12 protein-coding genes are annotated in these 15671 nt (G+C 30.0%); 9 read left to right on the top strand and 3 right to left on the bottom strand.

Going from position 1 to position 15671, the window contains the following annotated elements; translation table 11 throughout:
- Positions 1-2: 2 nt before the first annotated feature.
- Positions 3-458, bottom strand: coding sequence for a dUTP diphosphatase (locus GKC53_04115; protein QRN41321.1), 456 nt, complete (start codon positions 456-458; stop codon positions 3-5).
- A gap of 207 nt (positions 459-665) precedes the next feature.
- On the opposite strand from GKC53_04115, the gene GKC53_04110 reads away from it, so the two are divergent.
- Genes GKC53_04110 through mnmE form a run of 4 tightly spaced genes read left to right on the top strand, consistent with a single transcriptional unit; the run spans position 666 to position 5865 of the window.
- Positions 666-2003: a TRAP transporter large permease subunit gene (locus GKC53_04110; GenBank protein ID QRN41320.1), complete on the top strand. Its 1338-nt coding sequence runs from the start codon at positions 666-668 to the stop codon at positions 2001-2003.
- Positions 2004-2044: 41 nt separating this feature from the next.
- The gene (gene mpl / locus GKC53_04105; protein QRN41319.1) at positions 2045-3415 is read left to right on the top strand and encodes a UDP-N-acetylmuramate:L-alanyl-gamma-D-glutamyl-meso-diaminopimelate ligase; all 1371 of its coding nucleotides are present in this window, start codon (positions 2045-2047) and stop codon (positions 3413-3415) included.
- On the top strand, positions 3412-4509 hold the full coding sequence (locus tag GKC53_04100; protein QRN41318.1) for an extracellular solute-binding protein: 1098 nt from the start codon (positions 3412-3414) through the stop codon (positions 4507-4509). The genes mpl and GKC53_04100 overlap by 4 nt, the downstream gene beginning before the upstream one ends.
- Complete coding sequence (gene mnmE, locus GKC53_04095) at positions 4510-5865, top strand: tRNA uridine-5-carboxymethylaminomethyl(34) synthesis GTPase MnmE (protein ID QRN41317.1); 1356 nt, start codon at positions 4510-4512, stop codon at positions 5863-5865.
- Between the two features lies 1 nt (position 5866).
- Here the strand turns inward: mnmE and GKC53_04090 are convergent, their stop codons facing one another.
- Positions 5867-6772, bottom strand: coding sequence for a UDP-3-O-acyl-N-acetylglucosamine deacetylase (locus tag GKC53_04090; protein ID QRN41316.1), 906 nt, complete (start codon positions 6770-6772; stop codon positions 5867-5869).
- A gap of 1231 nt (positions 6773-8003) precedes the next feature.
- Here GKC53_04090 and waaC point away from each other — a divergent pair.
- Genes waaC through purD form a run of 5 tightly spaced genes read left to right on the top strand, consistent with a single transcriptional unit; the run spans position 8004 to position 12662 of the window.
- Complete coding sequence (gene waaC / locus GKC53_04085; protein ID QRN41315.1) at positions 8004-8996, top strand: lipopolysaccharide heptosyltransferase I; 993 nt, start codon at positions 8004-8006, stop codon at positions 8994-8996.
- A 47-nt stretch (positions 8997-9043) separates the two neighbouring features.
- Positions 9044-9793: an EtfB protein gene (locus GKC53_04080; GenBank protein ID QRN41314.1), complete on the top strand. Its 750-nt coding sequence runs from the start codon at positions 9044-9046 to the stop codon at positions 9791-9793.
- Positions 9794-9806: 13 nt separating this feature from the next.
- Entirely contained in the window at positions 9807-10736 is a 930-nt protein-coding gene (locus GKC53_04075; GenBank protein ID QRN41313.1) for an electron transfer flavoprotein subunit alpha/FixB family protein, read from the top strand.
- 58 nt (positions 10737-10794) lie between these two features.
- Positions 10795-11397: a YigZ family protein gene (locus GKC53_04070; protein ID QRN41312.1), complete on the top strand. Its 603-nt coding sequence runs from the start codon at positions 10795-10797 to the stop codon at positions 11395-11397.
- Positions 11394-12662 carry a phosphoribosylamine--glycine ligase gene (gene purD, locus GKC53_04065; protein ID QRN41311.1) on the top strand — a complete coding sequence of 423 codons (1269 nt, stop codon included), beginning with the start codon at positions 11394-11396 and terminating at the stop codon, positions 12660-12662. The genes GKC53_04070 and purD overlap by 4 nt, the downstream gene beginning before the upstream one ends.
- A gap of 1024 nt (positions 12663-13686) precedes the next feature.
- Here the strand turns inward: purD and GKC53_04060 are convergent.
- Complete coding sequence (locus GKC53_04060) at positions 13687-15654, bottom strand: ATP-binding cassette domain-containing protein (GenBank protein QRN41310.1); 1968 nt, start codon at positions 15652-15654, stop codon at positions 13687-13689.
- Positions 15655-15671 lie beyond the last annotated feature (17 nt).

Here is a 15671-nt window from a genome sequence, read left to right as displayed (position 1 = left end):
CCTTACCCTTTTCCTGTACTTCCAAAGCCTAAATCACCTCTATCAGTCGCCTGAAATTCATCTACTATCTCAAACTGCACTTGCAAAATAGGAACAATAACCATTTGAGCTATTCTTTCTAGCGGTTTAACCACATAAGATTGATTAGAGCGATTCCACACTGAAATTTTTACTTCTCCCTGATAATCAGAATCAATCAAACCAACCAAATTACCTAAAACAATTCCATGTTTATGCCCCAAACCAGATCTGGGTAATAGCATAGCAGCTAAGCTTTTATCTTCAAGATAAATGGCCCAACCAGTCGGAATTAATACACTTTCATTAGGGCTTATAACTAAATCTTCCGTAATGCAAGCATGCAAATCCAAACCTGCCGAACCAGAAGTTTTATATTCAGGTAAATGATCTTTGATTAAAGGATTGATAATTCTTAACTTAACATTAACATTACTCATAATGTGTATATTCACTTAAACAATTGATAAAATATGCAAGATATTTCAATAATTCATATTCATTTTAACGAATTGTATCTTGTATGCCTACTTAATTTTTAATTTGAAAAATTGATATCAAAATTTTATATCACAATCAATACAATATCATTATAATAAGCAGAAAAGGGAAGTTTATAAACCCATACTCTTAAAAGGAAGCATATTATGAACACAGCACTCGTATCGATTTCTATTATGTTAATCTTATCTTTAATATTTCGCATTCACGTAGTTATCAGTTTATTTCTTGGTGCATTACTGGGGGGGATTTTTTGTGGCGTTCCCCTTAGTAACATTATGTCAGCGTTTGAAAACGGACTTAGTAACGGTGCCTCCATTGCATTATCTTATGGCTTATTAGGCGTGTTTTCGGTTGCACTATCTTATTCTGGGTTACCGCAACTAATCATCAAATTATTATTAAGTAATATTCAAAAAGAACAGAAAAAAATTTACATTAATCCTAAATATTTAGTTTTATCAATTATTATCCTATTTGGGCTTATGTCTCAAACTCTTATTCCTATCCACGTGGCCTTTGTATTTATTTTTATTCAGCCTCTTTTATTATTATTTAATCAACTTAATTTAGACCGTAGAATGATTACCTGTACTATTTGTTTTGGATTAGTTGCTGGTTATATGCTATTACCTATTGGTTTTGGTAACGTTTATCTAAATGAAATATTGCTTAAAAATTTAGCTTCAGCTCAACTTGATACGAGTAACTTAAGTGTTTTCAAAGCCATGTTAATTCCTGCCTTAGGTATGTTGACGGGTTTATTAATTTCTATTTTTTTCACTTACCGGCGACCAAAATTTTATAAACAAGATCCTGAGGTTGTCAAACTTTTGCAGCAAGGACCACAAGAAGAATTTAAATATTCATCTTATGATGTATTTATTTCCTTAGTGGCTATTACCATTACTTTTTTGGTTCAACTTATTTCTGGTTCTCTTTTATTTGGAACCTTTGTTGGTATAGTCCTTGTTTTTCTTGGACGATTTGTAAATATAAAGCAATCTGATCAACTATTTGACAAAGGTTTTAAAATGATGGCTATGATAGGCCTTATTATGATTACTGCTGCAGGCTTTTCTAATTTTATTAAAGTAGAAGGAGATGTACCTGCATTAGTACAACTTTTTTTATCTATTTTTGATTCACCTCCTGTAGTAGTAGCAATCCTACTATTAGCCGGTTTGTTTATTACCTTAGGTATTGGAAGCTCTTTTGCTACCGTTCCTATTTTATCTACTATTTATGTTCCAATTGGACTACAAATGGGCTTATCTCCTATGGCTATTTTAGCTTTAGTAGGTACCGCAGGGATTTTGGGGGATGCTGGTTCTCCTACTTCAGACTCAACATTAGCGCCTACTGCTGTATTGAATTTAGATAATCAACACAATCACTTAAAAGATAGCGTTTTGCCTACTTTTATCCATTTTAATATCCCATTATTAATCTTTGGCTGGTGTGCAGTAATGTATTTAGCCTAAGTAAGCTAAATTTCATAAGCCTTATATACAGAAAATTTTATATGGAACACATACATATTATTGGTATTTCTGGAACATTTATGGGGGGAATCGCCCGTTTAGCTTTGGCTTCAGGTTACAAAGTAACAGGTTGTGACAGTAAAATATATCCCCCCATGAGTACTCAGTTAGAAGAACTAGGAATAAAAGTAATCGAAGGGTTTGATGCAGATCAAATTAATATTAAACCCGATGTATTTGTTATTGGAAATATTGCCAAAAGAGGGATGCCTATTATTGAAGCTATTTTAAATCAAAATAGAACCTATACCTCTGGACCTCAATGGCTTTATGAGCATATTTTATTTCCTTTGCATGTATTAGCTGTTACAGGAACTCATGGTAAAACTACTACGGCCTCTATGTTAACTTGGATTTTAGAATTTGCAGACTATAAACCTGGTTGGCTAATTGGTGGTGTTCCTGAAAATTTTAATGTATCTGCCAGACTCCCACAACAATCTTCTAAATTTTTTGTTTTAGAGGCAGATGAATATGACACTGCTTTTTTTGACAAACGTTCAAAATTTATTCATTATCATCCTAATACTTTAATTATTAATAATTTAGAGTATGATCATGCAGATATTTTTGAAAATATTCAAGCCATACAAAAACAGTTTCATCATCTAATTCGCACGATCCCAAGCCATGGAAAAATTATCTATAAAGCAAATGAACCTTATATTAAAGAAGTTTTAGCAATGGGTGTTTGGACGCCATCAGTTTTATTTGCTAGTAAAAACAAAACTGATTTTTATACCAAAGATTTAGGTAATGGTTCTGATTTTGAAGTCTATTTGAACAATAAATGTTTAGGCATTGTTAATTGGTCTTTATTAGGAAAACACAATCAAAACAATGCTCTAGCGGCTATTATTGCTGCTCATCATATTGGTATTGATGTAAGAAAAAGTTGTGAGGCACTATGTCAATTTAAAAATGTTAAACGTCGTATGGAAGTTAAAGGAATTGTACATAAAATCACAATATATGATGATTTTGCTCATCATCCCACTGCAATTCAAACAACAATTGAAGGATTAAGACATAAAATTGGTCATAAACAACGTATTATCGTTGTATTAGAACCTCGTTCTAACACTATGAAGTTAGGTTCTATTAAAAATTTATTACCTAAAGCTTTAAATGGTGCTGATCAAATATTTTGCTATGCTAGTAATATTGATTGGTCATTTGAAGAAAGTTTACAGCCCATTCAATCAAAAATTGTTATTGAAAAAAATTTTGACGAGATGATTACAAGAATTATTCAATTTATACAACCTACCGACCATATTTTAGTCATGAGTAATGGTAGTTTTAATAATATTCATTCTATTTTGCTAAAAAAACTGGAAACAGTATTATGATCAAAAAATATTTTTACCTAATCTTTTTATTTTTAATATCTGCTTGCTTTAACTCTCAGAAAAAACAGGATAATCAATTAAATATTTATAATTGGTCAGATTATGTGGATCCTGAAACAGTAGAAATTTTTGCCAATAAAAATAATATTAAAGTCAATTATAGCTATTATGACAGCAACGAAAGTTTAGAAGCAAAAATTTTAACAGGTCAATCAGGTTATGATTTAGTTTTCCCTGGTTCTGCTAACATAGAACGCCAGATTAAAGCAGGAGCATATGAAAAATTAGATAAAAGTAAAATTCCTAATTACCAATTAATAGATCCTCAATTATTAGAATTAATGCAACGTATTGATCCTAATAATGACTATGCTGTTCCCTATTTTATAGGTATTAATACCATTGCTATTAATGTAGAACAGGTTAAAAAAAGAATTGGTCAAGAACTTCCCCAAGATATATGGGATCTAGTTTTTAACCCCAAATATACTAAAAAATTGAAAACTTGCGGTATTAGCTTACTTGATAGTCCATCTGAGGTATTTCCTTTGGTTTTAAGTTATCTAGATTTAGATCCATCTACAAATAACCCTGAAGATATAAATAGAGCCTATGAAACATTAAAAAAGGTACGATCAGATATAAAGCGTTTTAATTCTTCTGGATATATTAATGATTTAGCTAGGGGTGAATTATGTGTAGTAGTAGGTTATGGGGGTGATTTGAATATTGCAGCTAGAACAGCTAAAGAAGCTAATGCTCCTTTTAATATAAAAGTATTAGCACCAAAAACAAAAACAGCTATTTGGATAGATTCAGCAGCCATTCCAATTGGTGTAAAACATCCAGATAATGCTTATCTATATATTAATCATTTTTTAGACCCTGAAATTGCAGCTAAAAACGGTGATTTTGTTACTTTCCAACCAGGTAGCGAACCTGCTAAGAAATTAATGAAAAAAGAATACACTGAAAATGAATCTATCTTTGTTAGTAATGATATTATCAAAACAGGTTTTATTATTAAGCCCTTTAGTCCTGTGTTAATAAAAAAAATGGTTAAGCTTTGGCAACAATTAAAAGTAGAAAAATAAATGATTTTTATTTCTGAACAAGATACGATTGCAGCTATTGCAACAGCTCCTGGTAAGGGGGGTGTCGGTATTATCCGTATTTCTGGCAAAAACTTACAAACATTAGCTAAACATATTAGTAAAATAAATGAGATAAAACCACGTTATGCCTATTTTACTCCCTTTTATAACAATAATAATGAAATAATAGATACAGGTATCTTATTATATTTTAAAGCACCCAATAGCTTTACCGGTGATGATATAATTGAAATTCAAGCTCATGGGGGAACAATTGTTTTACAATTGTTGTTAAACCGTTGTATTGAACTAGGTGCTCGTTTAGCATTACCAGGAGAATTTACTAAACGTGCTTTTTTAAATGAAAAAATTGATCTAATTCAAGCTGAAAGTATTGCAGATTTAATTGGAGCTAATAGTGAAAGTGCAGCTAAAATGGCCACTCGTTCACTACAAGGTCAGTTTTCTCATTATATTGAAATTATCAAACAAGAGATTATTGATATTAGAACTCTAGTAGAAGGTTCGCTCGATTTTCCTGAAGAAGACATTAATTTTCTTCAAGACGCACAGATAAAGAATCGATTAGCTAAAATTGAAACTAATTTAAACAATATTTTAATTACAGCTAAACAAGGTTCTATTTTAAGAGAAGGTATTACATTAGTTTTAATTGGTGCACCTAATGTAGGTAAATCATCTTTACTAAATGTTTTAGCTGAAAATGAAATTGCAATTGTAACTGATATTGCAGGAACAACCAGAGATGTTATTAAAGAAGAAATTATTTTAGAAGGTATCACTATCCATTTAATGGATACAGCAGGTTTAAGAGAAACTGATGATATCATTGAAAATATAGGTATTGAAAAAAGCTATCATTCTTTAAATATTGCTGATGTTGCCCTAATTATTATAGATCCCAGAGAAGGAATAAATCACAAAACCCAGCAAATTTTGGATAAGCTACCTAAACAAATTAAAAAAATCTATATTTATAACAAAATTGATTTAATTAATGAATTACCCAAAGTAACATACATTAATGATAAAGATCCTCTAATTAAAATTTCTGCTAAGAAAAATTTAGGAATCGATTTATTAAAAAAAGAAATATTAAATCAAATAGGTTATATAGGAGAAGACAACAGTTTATTTTTAGCAAGAACCAGACATGTTGAAGCTCTAAGGAAAGTTCAACAACAAATTACATTTGCAATTGAAACCTATTTTTATTTAGATTTACTAGCAGAACACCTTAGTAATGCTCAATTTCATCTTAATGAAATAACTGGAGAATACACTTCTGATGATTTATTAGGTAATATTTTCAGTCAATTTTGTATTGGTAAATAATTTAAAGATAATGAAAAGCACTGGGTAATTTTTCATCATTAGGGAAAGTGACTAAATCATAATTATCATCACTTTCTAAAATTTTACGTAACAAACTATTATTAATGGCATGTCCTGATTTATAACCTTTAAAATGTCCAATAATTTGATAACCAATAACGTACAAATCTCCAATAGCATCCAGTACTTTATGTCGAACGAATTCATCAGGATATCTTAAACCTTCTGGATTTAAAATACCTTCATCATCAATCACAATAGCATTATTTAAATTACCTCCTAAACCTAAATTATGAGTACGCATTAATTCAATTTCTTGCATAAAACCAAATGTCCTGGCTCTAGCAATTTCATCTATATAAGAAGCATTAACAAAATCAATATCAAAAGTCTGATTACTACGATTAAAAACAGGGTGATCAAATTTAATTGTTAAACTAACAATGAAACCATCATGAGGAATAATTTCTACTTTTCTCTCAATCTCATCTACACTAATTAATTTTTTAATTTTTAGAAAAACCTTTTCTTTTTTCTGCTCCACAATACCTGCTTCAGTAATAACATGAATAAAGGATAAACTAGAGCCATCCATAATCGGTATTTCTGGTGCATTTAATTCAACTAATACATTATCAATCCCTAAAGCACAAAAAGCTGACATTAAATGTTCTATAGTTCCAATTCTAATACCATCTGAAGTAACAATAGTAGATGAAAGACGCGTATCATTAATCAGATAAGGATTTAGATTTATAATCCTGTTTTGATCTTCTGGTAAATCAACTCGTCGAAACATAATCCCCTTATCAATATCTGCTGGAATTAATGATAACCTAACTCTTTCTCCTGAATGTAAACCTACACCAGTTATAGTAACTTCTTTCTTTAATGTTCTCTGTAACATTTAATAATCCATTGATTTAACAATATTATTTTTTTAATAAAGTTGTATATTTCTTGTTAAAAACTATATTCTTATACACAGGAAAAATAAAAAAAAAAAATTATTATTTTTTTTTTAACAAGTTTTTCATCATTTATGCACAAGCATAAACAGATACAATTCATTAAATTATATTAAATATTTTTTATATTAACAAAAATATTCAAATCTAATACTATTACTAAATTATATATGTATAAAAATATATATTATTTCTATTAACATATTTTTTCATTAAATACATATTTAAAATCTTTAATTTTTTTTGATAATAATGATCAAGAAATAAGATTTTTTCAGATAAATTACAATTAGATTATTATTTATTAGTTTAGCTTACTAAATACAAGATAATTTTTACCAAATAACTATTACCTATAAATATACTTTTTTAAACTTTTATTCAATTTTAAAGGAATAAATTTTACAAAATATGTACAAGAGAGAATTAACTTGGTTTAAATAGGAGTACATTAAGATAGTAAAATTTGTTTTGAAGTAATAAATAGTATATTCTTATAAATTTACAATTATATTTAATTTCAAGTAATCTCATACGTTATGAAGATTCTATTAGTAAAAACTTCCAGTATTCTGAATGTAAACCTACACCAGTTATAGTAAGTTCTTTCTTTAATGTTCTCTGTAACATTTAATAATCCATTGATTTAACAATATTATTTTTTTAATAAAGTTGTATATTTCTTGTTAAAAACTATATTCTTATACACAGGAAAAATAAAAAAAAAAAAATTATTATTTTTTTTTAACAAGTTTTTCATCACTTATGCACAAGTATAAACAGATACAATTCATTAAATTATATTAAATATTTTTTATATTAACAAAAATATTCAAATCTAATACTATTACTAAATTATATATGTATAAAAATATATATTATTTCTATTAACATATTTTTTCATTAAATACATATTTAAAATCTTTAATTTTTTTTTTGGTAATAATGATCAAGAAATAAGATTTTTTCAGATAAATTACAATTAGATTATTACCTATAAATATACTTTTTTAAACTTTTATTCAATTTTAAAGGAATAAGTTTTACAAAATATGTACAAGAGAGAATTAACTTGGTTTAAATAGGAGTACATTAAGATAGTAAAATTTGTTTTGAAGTAATAAATAGTATATTCTTATAAATTTACAATTATCAATTAATCTCTACGTTATGAAGGTTCTATTAGTAAAAACTTCCAGTATGGGGGATTTGATTCATACTTTATACTCAATTGAGGATTTAGCAAAATATAGATCAGATATTGAACTACATTGGATTTGTGAAGAGTCTTTTGTAAATATTCCTAAATTACATCCTTTTATTCATAAAGTAATTACCTTTTCTTGGCGAGAATATCGTCAAAAATTATGGTCCTTAAAAACATGGAACACAATGAGAGAAATTAGAGAATTTTTAGTAGGAGAAAAGTATGATCTAGTTATTGATAGTCAGGGACTTATCAAAAGTGCTATAATCGCCAGCTTAGCAAAAGCACCAATACATGGATTTAATAAAGATTGTATACGTGAAAAAATAGCAGTAAAATTTTATACACATCATTATCATATTCAAGAAAAAGACAATGTAATTTGGAAAAATCGGCAACTATTTTCTTTAATATTTAACTATCGAAATCAAATTGATAGAAATCGTTATGTAGCAAATTTACAAATACCAGAACATATTAATTTAGATTTTTTGGATTATGAGAACTTTCATGTAGTTGTGCAAGGAGCAAGTCAAGATTATAAATTATGGACTAAAAATAACTGGCAGGCATTATTAAAGAAAAAACATATGGATGATGCTTATCCTGTTTTATTGACCTGGGGTAATGAAAAAGAATATGAAGCAAGTAGAAAAATAGCAGAAGGACTTGATTTTGTTTATTTATGTCCTAAGATGGACTTAATACAAGTAGCAAAATTAATAGATTTAAGTACCTCTGTTGTCTCTGTGGATACTGGTTTATTACACTTAGCAAATGCTTTAAATAAACCAACTGTGGGGATTTATCCTAATAGTTCGACGGGTAATACAATGGTAGAAAATAGAAACTGGGAACAAGTAATTGGTGGTTTAAATTCTACTGTTAGTGTTGAACAAGTGTATAGTATTTGGAATGAGGTATTGAAAAATAAAGAGATAAGTCAAAATAATTAAAAGCTATTACAGGATTTAACTTTATTGATAAAAAAAGGATTTTTTTTATGAAAGCACTAGTGGCTGTTAAAAGAGTAGTTGATTTTAATGTTAAAGTGAGAGTAAAAGCTGATGGTTCAAATGTAGATACAGATAATGTTAAAATGTCAATGAATCCTTTTGATGAAATTGCTGTAGAAGAGGCAGTTCGTCTCAAGGAAGCAGGAAAATTATCAGAAGTAATTGTATTATCAATCGGGGTAAAAAAATGTGAAGAAATATTGAGAATAGGATTAGCAATGGGTGCTGATCGTGCTATTCATGTTGAAACTGATAAAGAAATTGAAACATTAGCAGTCGCCAAAATTATTCAAAAAATTGTTGAAAAAGAAAATCCAGACTTAATTTTTTTAGGAAAACAAGCTATTGATAATGAAGCTAATCAAGTAGGTCAGATGTTAGCTGCTTTAATTAATGCACCACAAGGAACATTTGTGAGTAAAATTGAGTTATCAGGAGGAGAAGTTGAAATTACTAGGGAAATTGATGGTGGTTTAGAAATGTTAGTACTTAAACTGCCTGCAGTAATTACAACTGATTTACGTTTAAATGAGCCCCGTTATATTAAGTTACCAAATATTATGCAAGCAAAGAAAAAATCTTTGGATAAAGTATGTCTTGAAGAATTAGGAGTAGATATTGAACCTAGAATTGAAATTCTTGCTTATATTGAACCAAAACCAAGAACTGGTGGTGTGAAGGTACAGTCAGTACAAGAGTTGGTAGATAAATTAAAAAATGAAGCAAAAGTAATATGAGTAGGAGAGATAAATGAGTACATTAGTTATTGCAGAAATTAATGAAAGTCAATTAGCCCCTACCTTATTTAATACGGTAACTGCTGCCAAACAACTAGGTGATGTGGATATTTTAATAGCAGGAATGAGTGTAGACGGTGTTGCTAAAGAAGCTAGTCAAATTGAGGGTGTTAATAAGGTATTAGTGGCAGATGCTGAACATTACCAAAACCAATTAGCTGAAGAAATGGCAGTTTTAATTAAGTCTTTGGCAGAACCTTATCATTATATTATGGCAGCAGCTAATACCTTTGGAAAAAATATTTTACCCAGAGCAGCAGCACTACTTAATGTAGCACAAGTATCGGATGTATCAGAAATTATTGCTGCAGATACTTTTTTGCATCCAGTTTATGCAGGTAGTGTTTTTCAAAAAGTTAAAACCAAAGATAATAAAGTTATTTTAACCGTTAGAACTACTCATTTTGATGTAAGTAATAGAGGTGGATCTGCCAGTATTGAGAAAGTTTCTGTCCCTAACCCAGTTAATTTAAGTCGTTTTATAAAAAGAGAGATTTCTAAATCAGATCGTCCAGAATTAACACAAGCAAGAGTAGTTGTTTCAGGTGGTAGAGGTTTAGTCAGTAAAGAAAACTTTGAAAGTTTAGTATATCCATTAGCTGATTCATTAAATGCAGCGATAGGAGCTTCTCGTGCAGCAGTAGACTTGGGTTATGCTCCTAATGATTATCAGGTGGGTCAGACAGGCAAAATTGTAGCACCAGAATTATATATTGCAATTGGTATTTCTGGCGCTATTCAACATTTAGCAGGAATGCAAGATAGTAGAATTATTGTAGCAATTAATAAAGATCCTGATGCCCCTATTTTTAATGAGGCCACTTATGGTTTAGTTGCTGATTTATTTAAGGTAGTACCGGAGTTAGTTGAAACATTAAAATGATCATATTGAATAATGAGACTAATTGACGGCTATTTTTTACAAATAAATTGTGGATAATATGATCGATCACTTTAAAACAATTGATGAAGAGGTTTTTGCAGAATATAAACATAAGGGTAGCCGTTTTTTGGCTTATGCTTACCCTACTCAATCTATTGGTGAGATAAAGATACAACAAGATTTATTGCGTAAAGAACACTTAAAAGCAGTTCATGTCTGTTATGCTTATCGCCTCGGTTTTGATAGACAACACTATAGAGCGAATGATGATGGTGAGCCATCTGGTTCAGCAGGATTACCTATATTGGGTCAGATTGATTCGTATAAATTAACTAATATTAGTATCATGGTGGTACGTTACTTTGGAGGTATACTTTTAGGAGTACCAGGATTAGTAAAAGCTTATAAAACAGTTTCTAAAAATGTTTTATCTCAAGCACACATCATAGAAAAAAATGTTTATAAAACTTTAACTATCGATTTTGACTATTCAAAAATGAATGAAGTAATGAGATTGATTCAGAAAACTGGTTCTGAGATTATTGAGCGAAATTTACAATCAAATTGTCGGTTAATTGTGAATATTCCATTGGTAGAATATAATACTTTTTTGGTCTATTTTAAAGATCATTTTGCAGTTAACATGGGAGATTATGAATGAAAATATTGGTGGTTGGTTCTGGAGGTAGAGAACATGCATTGGCTTGGAAAATTGCTCAATCAGATAGAGTATCCAAAGTATTTGTAGCGCCTGGTAATGCGGGTACTTCAGTAGAACCAAAAATAGAAAATATTAATTTAACTGAGCAAGATGATCTTATCCAATTTTGTCGAGAACAATATATTGATTTTACTGTTGTTGGACCAGAAGCATATTTAGCTGAAGGTATTGTGGATAATTTTAGAAAATTTGATTTAAAGATTTTTGGACCAACTCAATTTGCAACACAATTAGAAAGTTCCAAAGATTTTGCTAAACAGTTTATGAAAAAATACCATATTCCTACGGCTGATTATCAAACATTTTTTAATATTGATGAAGCAAAAGCTTATGTGTTGCATAAAGGAGCTCCTATTGTTATTAAGGCAGATGGATTAGCTGCAGGTAAGGGTGTAGTTGTGGCAATGAGTATTGAAGAAGCTAATCAGGCTATTGAGGATATGCTATTAGATAATAAATTGGGTGATGCAGGTACTAAAGTAGTTATTGAAGATTTTCTGGAAGGTGTTGAGGCAAGTTTTATTGTAATGGTTGATGGTCAACATATTTTACCTATGGCTACAAGTCAAGATCATAAACGATTATTAGATCAGGATCAGGGGCCTAATACTGGTGGAATGGGAGCATATAGCCCTGCTTTGGTTGTTAGTGAGTCAATTTTTCATAAGGTTATGGAAAGAATTATAGAGCCAACAGTTAAAGGTATGCGAAAAGAAGGGTATCCATTTACAGGTTTTTTATATGCAGGTCTAATGATTGATTCTAGTGGAGATCCTTATACAGTAGAATTTAATTGTCGTTCTGGGGATCCAGAAACACAACCAATAATGAGTAGATTAGAAACAGATATTGTTGATTTATTAGAAGCTGCAATTGAAGGAAGACTAGATAAATCTAGTATTCACTGGAATGAAAGAACAGCAGTGGGAGTTGTGTTGGCAGCTGAAAATTATCCACAATCACCCAAAAAAGGTGATTTTATTCAAGGTATAGAAGCTGCAAATAAAATTGCAAAAGTTTTTCATGCAGGGACAGCTTTAAAAGATGGAAAAGTTGTGACCAATGGTGGTCGTGTTTTGTGTATCGTTGGCTTAGGTAATGGTGTAGAAGATGCCAAACAAAAAGCTTATGCGGCAATTAAAGAAATTTATTTTGATGGTATGCAATATCGAAATGATATTGCAGATAAGGCAGTGCTTGCTTAAGGTAATTATATTTTATAATGGTTGTTTATTAATTGATGTAGGTGTGTTAAGAAAATCTATTATTTCTTAATTTTTGTGTAAAGTGTATAAATTATTGTATCCCCATATTTGTACTCCCAGGTGTTGGTCAAGTACCTGGTTCTTTTCATCCTATTAGTAAGATATGCACACTAAATCAGAGAATTATGTATGTTAAACAGTATCCATTATTATGATTACTCTTTTGTAGTTAGAGTTATTTTTCTAGTGTCTTTATCCATATACTGCTTAGCAGAGAATCTAGGATAGTATTTCTTTTTTTTAGATAGAAATACTTCTGTGTGCTACACATCAAAGAATACTCCATAATTGTGGATACTCTGTGTACTAACCAAAATTATAGATTAAGTTAGTGACTACAATTAAGTAGTCTTTTTTCTTGAGGATATCGGGTGGTCATACAAATATTACGTTGGCCGAATTATCTCATACACAGGCTTAATGACGTAATTCAAATACAAATAATATAGACTTTTTTCCTCTTATCCATTTGGATCTTTTGTCTACTAATTCTGGGGTATAGGTTTCTGTATCAGGGGGCTAACATTTTTTCATTGTTAATATAGGGAAACTCATGTCTTTCCCACACTATATTACTGATAAATAGATTTAAAGGTATCTGTTTAATGTATTCTCTGTATAGCTAAAAAAAATTATTATGTCATCATACATATTATAACCCTCAACCTTAGAATCATGGTCTGTTCCTTTGAAGTAAATAATTTTTTCATCCATCAATACTAAATTTTTTTGGATAGCTAAGCTGAGTGATTGTATGGTATCTATATTATAGTAGGTTTTTTATTAAGTTAATGATTAAGAAACAATTAAGTAGTCTATCAGAGATTATATTGATCTGTTTTGATAAAAAATTAGTCTTATCACAATTGGCAGATAAAAATATTTTGATAAAGTATTTTTCAAGGGATAACATGAAAACCGAACTTAAATTCATGTGATATATTGATAATAAATATAAAATTTATTATTTATCTCTTAGTAAGGCTTCTACTGGATTTAATTTTGAAGCATTTCTAGCTGGGACATAACCAAATATAACGCCAATTAAGGTAGAAAAGAATACAGCAATCATAACAGAAGTTATCGAAAAGCTAAAACCAATCATGGTATCAGGATCGCTTGCAATGATTTTAATGATTCCTCCTATTAAGAAAGCTAAGATAATACCAATAAAGCCTCCAAAAATACATAAGATAACTGATTCGATTAGGAATTGTTGTTTTATATCTTTTTGTTTAGCACCAACAGCCATACGAACACCTATTTCTGGTGTTCTTTCTGTCACAGAAACCAGCATGATATTCATTACGCCAATACCACCAACTAATAATGCTATGGAAGCAACAATTAATATAAATAACCTAAGCCCATCGGTGCTTGAAGTAAATTTTTGAATTTCATCATCAAGAGCAAATGTTTCAAAATCTTCATTATTTTGATGTTTTATATAAAAATAATGTTTTATTTTTTCCTTTACATCAGAAATTGAATATCCTTTTCTAACAGTTATTGAAAAACCTGGATAATCAGTATTGAAGCCCATAAAACGAACAGAAGCAGTAGTGTAAGGTATATAGGCCTGTCCAGAGGAGTGCTGATCATAATCTGGTTTATTTTTGACAACACCGATGACTTTCATAGGGCTATTTTGAATTGAAATAGTTTTGTCAAGCGCACTTTCATAGGGAAACATCTCTTTCGCCGAAAGATCATCAATAATAGTGACTAAGGAAGCACTATCAATTAAATTCTTGTTAAAGGGTCTACCCTCTAGTAATTTTAAATCTTTAGTGTGAATACAGTTAAAATCACAACCAAAAACATTAGTATTAATAGATGTATTACCATACTGCATTACTCCTCTGAAATTAACATCAGGTGTAACATCCTTCAAATACGGTAATGATTTTAGATATTGTAAATCACTTTCATTAAACGATTTGGCAGGAGATTTTAAGTTAGTTGCATTAAATTCTTGACCTTTGAAAATATATATGGTTCGTATTGTGTCTTCACCGAGTGAACTCATAATTTTAGTGACTGTTCCATTACCTATAGAAACCATAGAGACCACAGAGGCAATTCCAAAGATAATCCCAAGCATAGTTAAAATGGCACGTAATTTATTATTGCTAATAGATCGAGTAGCCATTTTATAGTTTTCTTTAAGAGCACTTAATATAGCATTAATATCAATTAATTTCTTTGTACTGTAAAAGGAATCTAACTTATTACCTGATATAGACTTTAGTCTTTTGTCACTAATAATCTGCCCATCTTTGATTTCCACAATGCGTTTAGCCTGATGTGCCAGATTGGGATCATGCGTGACCATTATGATAGTATGACCTTGATCATTCAAATTATGTAGAATTTGCATGACTTCTTCACCATTTTTACTATCTAAAGCGCCTGTTGGTTCATCAGCAAAAATTACTTCTCCACCATTCATTAGAGCTCTGGCAATACTTACTCGTTGTTGTTGTCCACCTGATAATTGTGCGGGGGTATGGTGTAAATGTTCTCCTAAACCTAATTGGGTTAATAATGAAGTAGCCCTTCTCTTACGTTCATCAGAAGGCATACCATGATAAATAGCAGGCATTTCGACATTTTCCAAAGCTGTCATACCGGAGATTAGTTGATAGCGTTGGAAAATAAAACCAAAATGACTACAGCGTAATTTAGCTAAATCATCTGGTTCTATATCACTAATCTTCTTACCATAGATTTCATAATTCCCATCAGAAGGTTTATCTAAACAACCCAAAATATTCATTAAAGTTGATTTTCCGGAACCTGACTGCCCTACAATGGCAATAAAATCACCAGAATCAATTTCTAGATTTATATCCTTCAAAACATCAACTGTTTCTTCCCCTTGTTTAAAGGATCTATATAAATTTTTAATTTTGATAATAGGAGAACTCATTTAGGTACCTTTGTATT

It is taken from the genome of Neisseriaceae bacterium (genome assembly GCA_016864895.1).
GTDB lineage: Bacteria > Pseudomonadota > Gammaproteobacteria > Burkholderiales > Neisseriaceae > QFNR01.
The sequence above is the reverse complement of the archived record's forward strand: the minus strand, read 5'-3'. Positions and strand labels throughout refer to the sequence as shown.

Coding starts and splice junctions, on each gene's coding strand:
- GKC53_04115 (QRN41321.1), bottom strand. CDS start 458: ATGAGTAATGTTAATGTTAAGTTAAGAATTATCAATCCTTTAATCAAA.
- GKC53_04110 (QRN41320.1), top strand. CDS start 666: ATGAACACAGCACTCGTATCGATTTCTATTATGTTAATCTTATCTTTA.
- mpl (QRN41319.1), top strand. CDS start 2,045: ATGGAACACATACATATTATTGGTATTTCTGGAACATTTATGGGGGGA.
- GKC53_04100 (QRN41318.1), top strand. CDS start 3,412: ATGATCAAAAAATATTTTTACCTAATCTTTTTATTTTTAATATCTGCT.
- mnmE (QRN41317.1), top strand. CDS start 4,510: ATGATTTTTATTTCTGAACAAGATACGATTGCAGCTATTGCAACAGCT.
- GKC53_04090 (QRN41316.1), bottom strand. CDS start 6,772: ATGTTACAGAGAACATTAAAGAAAGAAGTTACTATAACTGGTGTAGGT.
- waaC (QRN41315.1), top strand. CDS start 8,004: ATGAAGGTTCTATTAGTAAAAACTTCCAGTATGGGGGATTTGATTCAT.
- GKC53_04080 (QRN41314.1), top strand. CDS start 9,044: ATGAAAGCACTAGTGGCTGTTAAAAGAGTAGTTGATTTTAATGTTAAA.
- GKC53_04075 (QRN41313.1), top strand. CDS start 9,807: ATGAGTACATTAGTTATTGCAGAAATTAATGAAAGTCAATTAGCCCCT.
- GKC53_04070 (QRN41312.1), top strand. CDS start 10,795: ATGATCGATCACTTTAAAACAATTGATGAAGAGGTTTTTGCAGAATAT.
- purD (QRN41311.1), top strand. CDS start 11,394: ATGAAAATATTGGTGGTTGGTTCTGGAGGTAGAGAACATGCATTGGCT.
- GKC53_04060 (QRN41310.1), bottom strand. CDS start 15,654: ATGAGTTCTCCTATTATCAAAATTAAAAATTTATATAGATCCTTTAAA.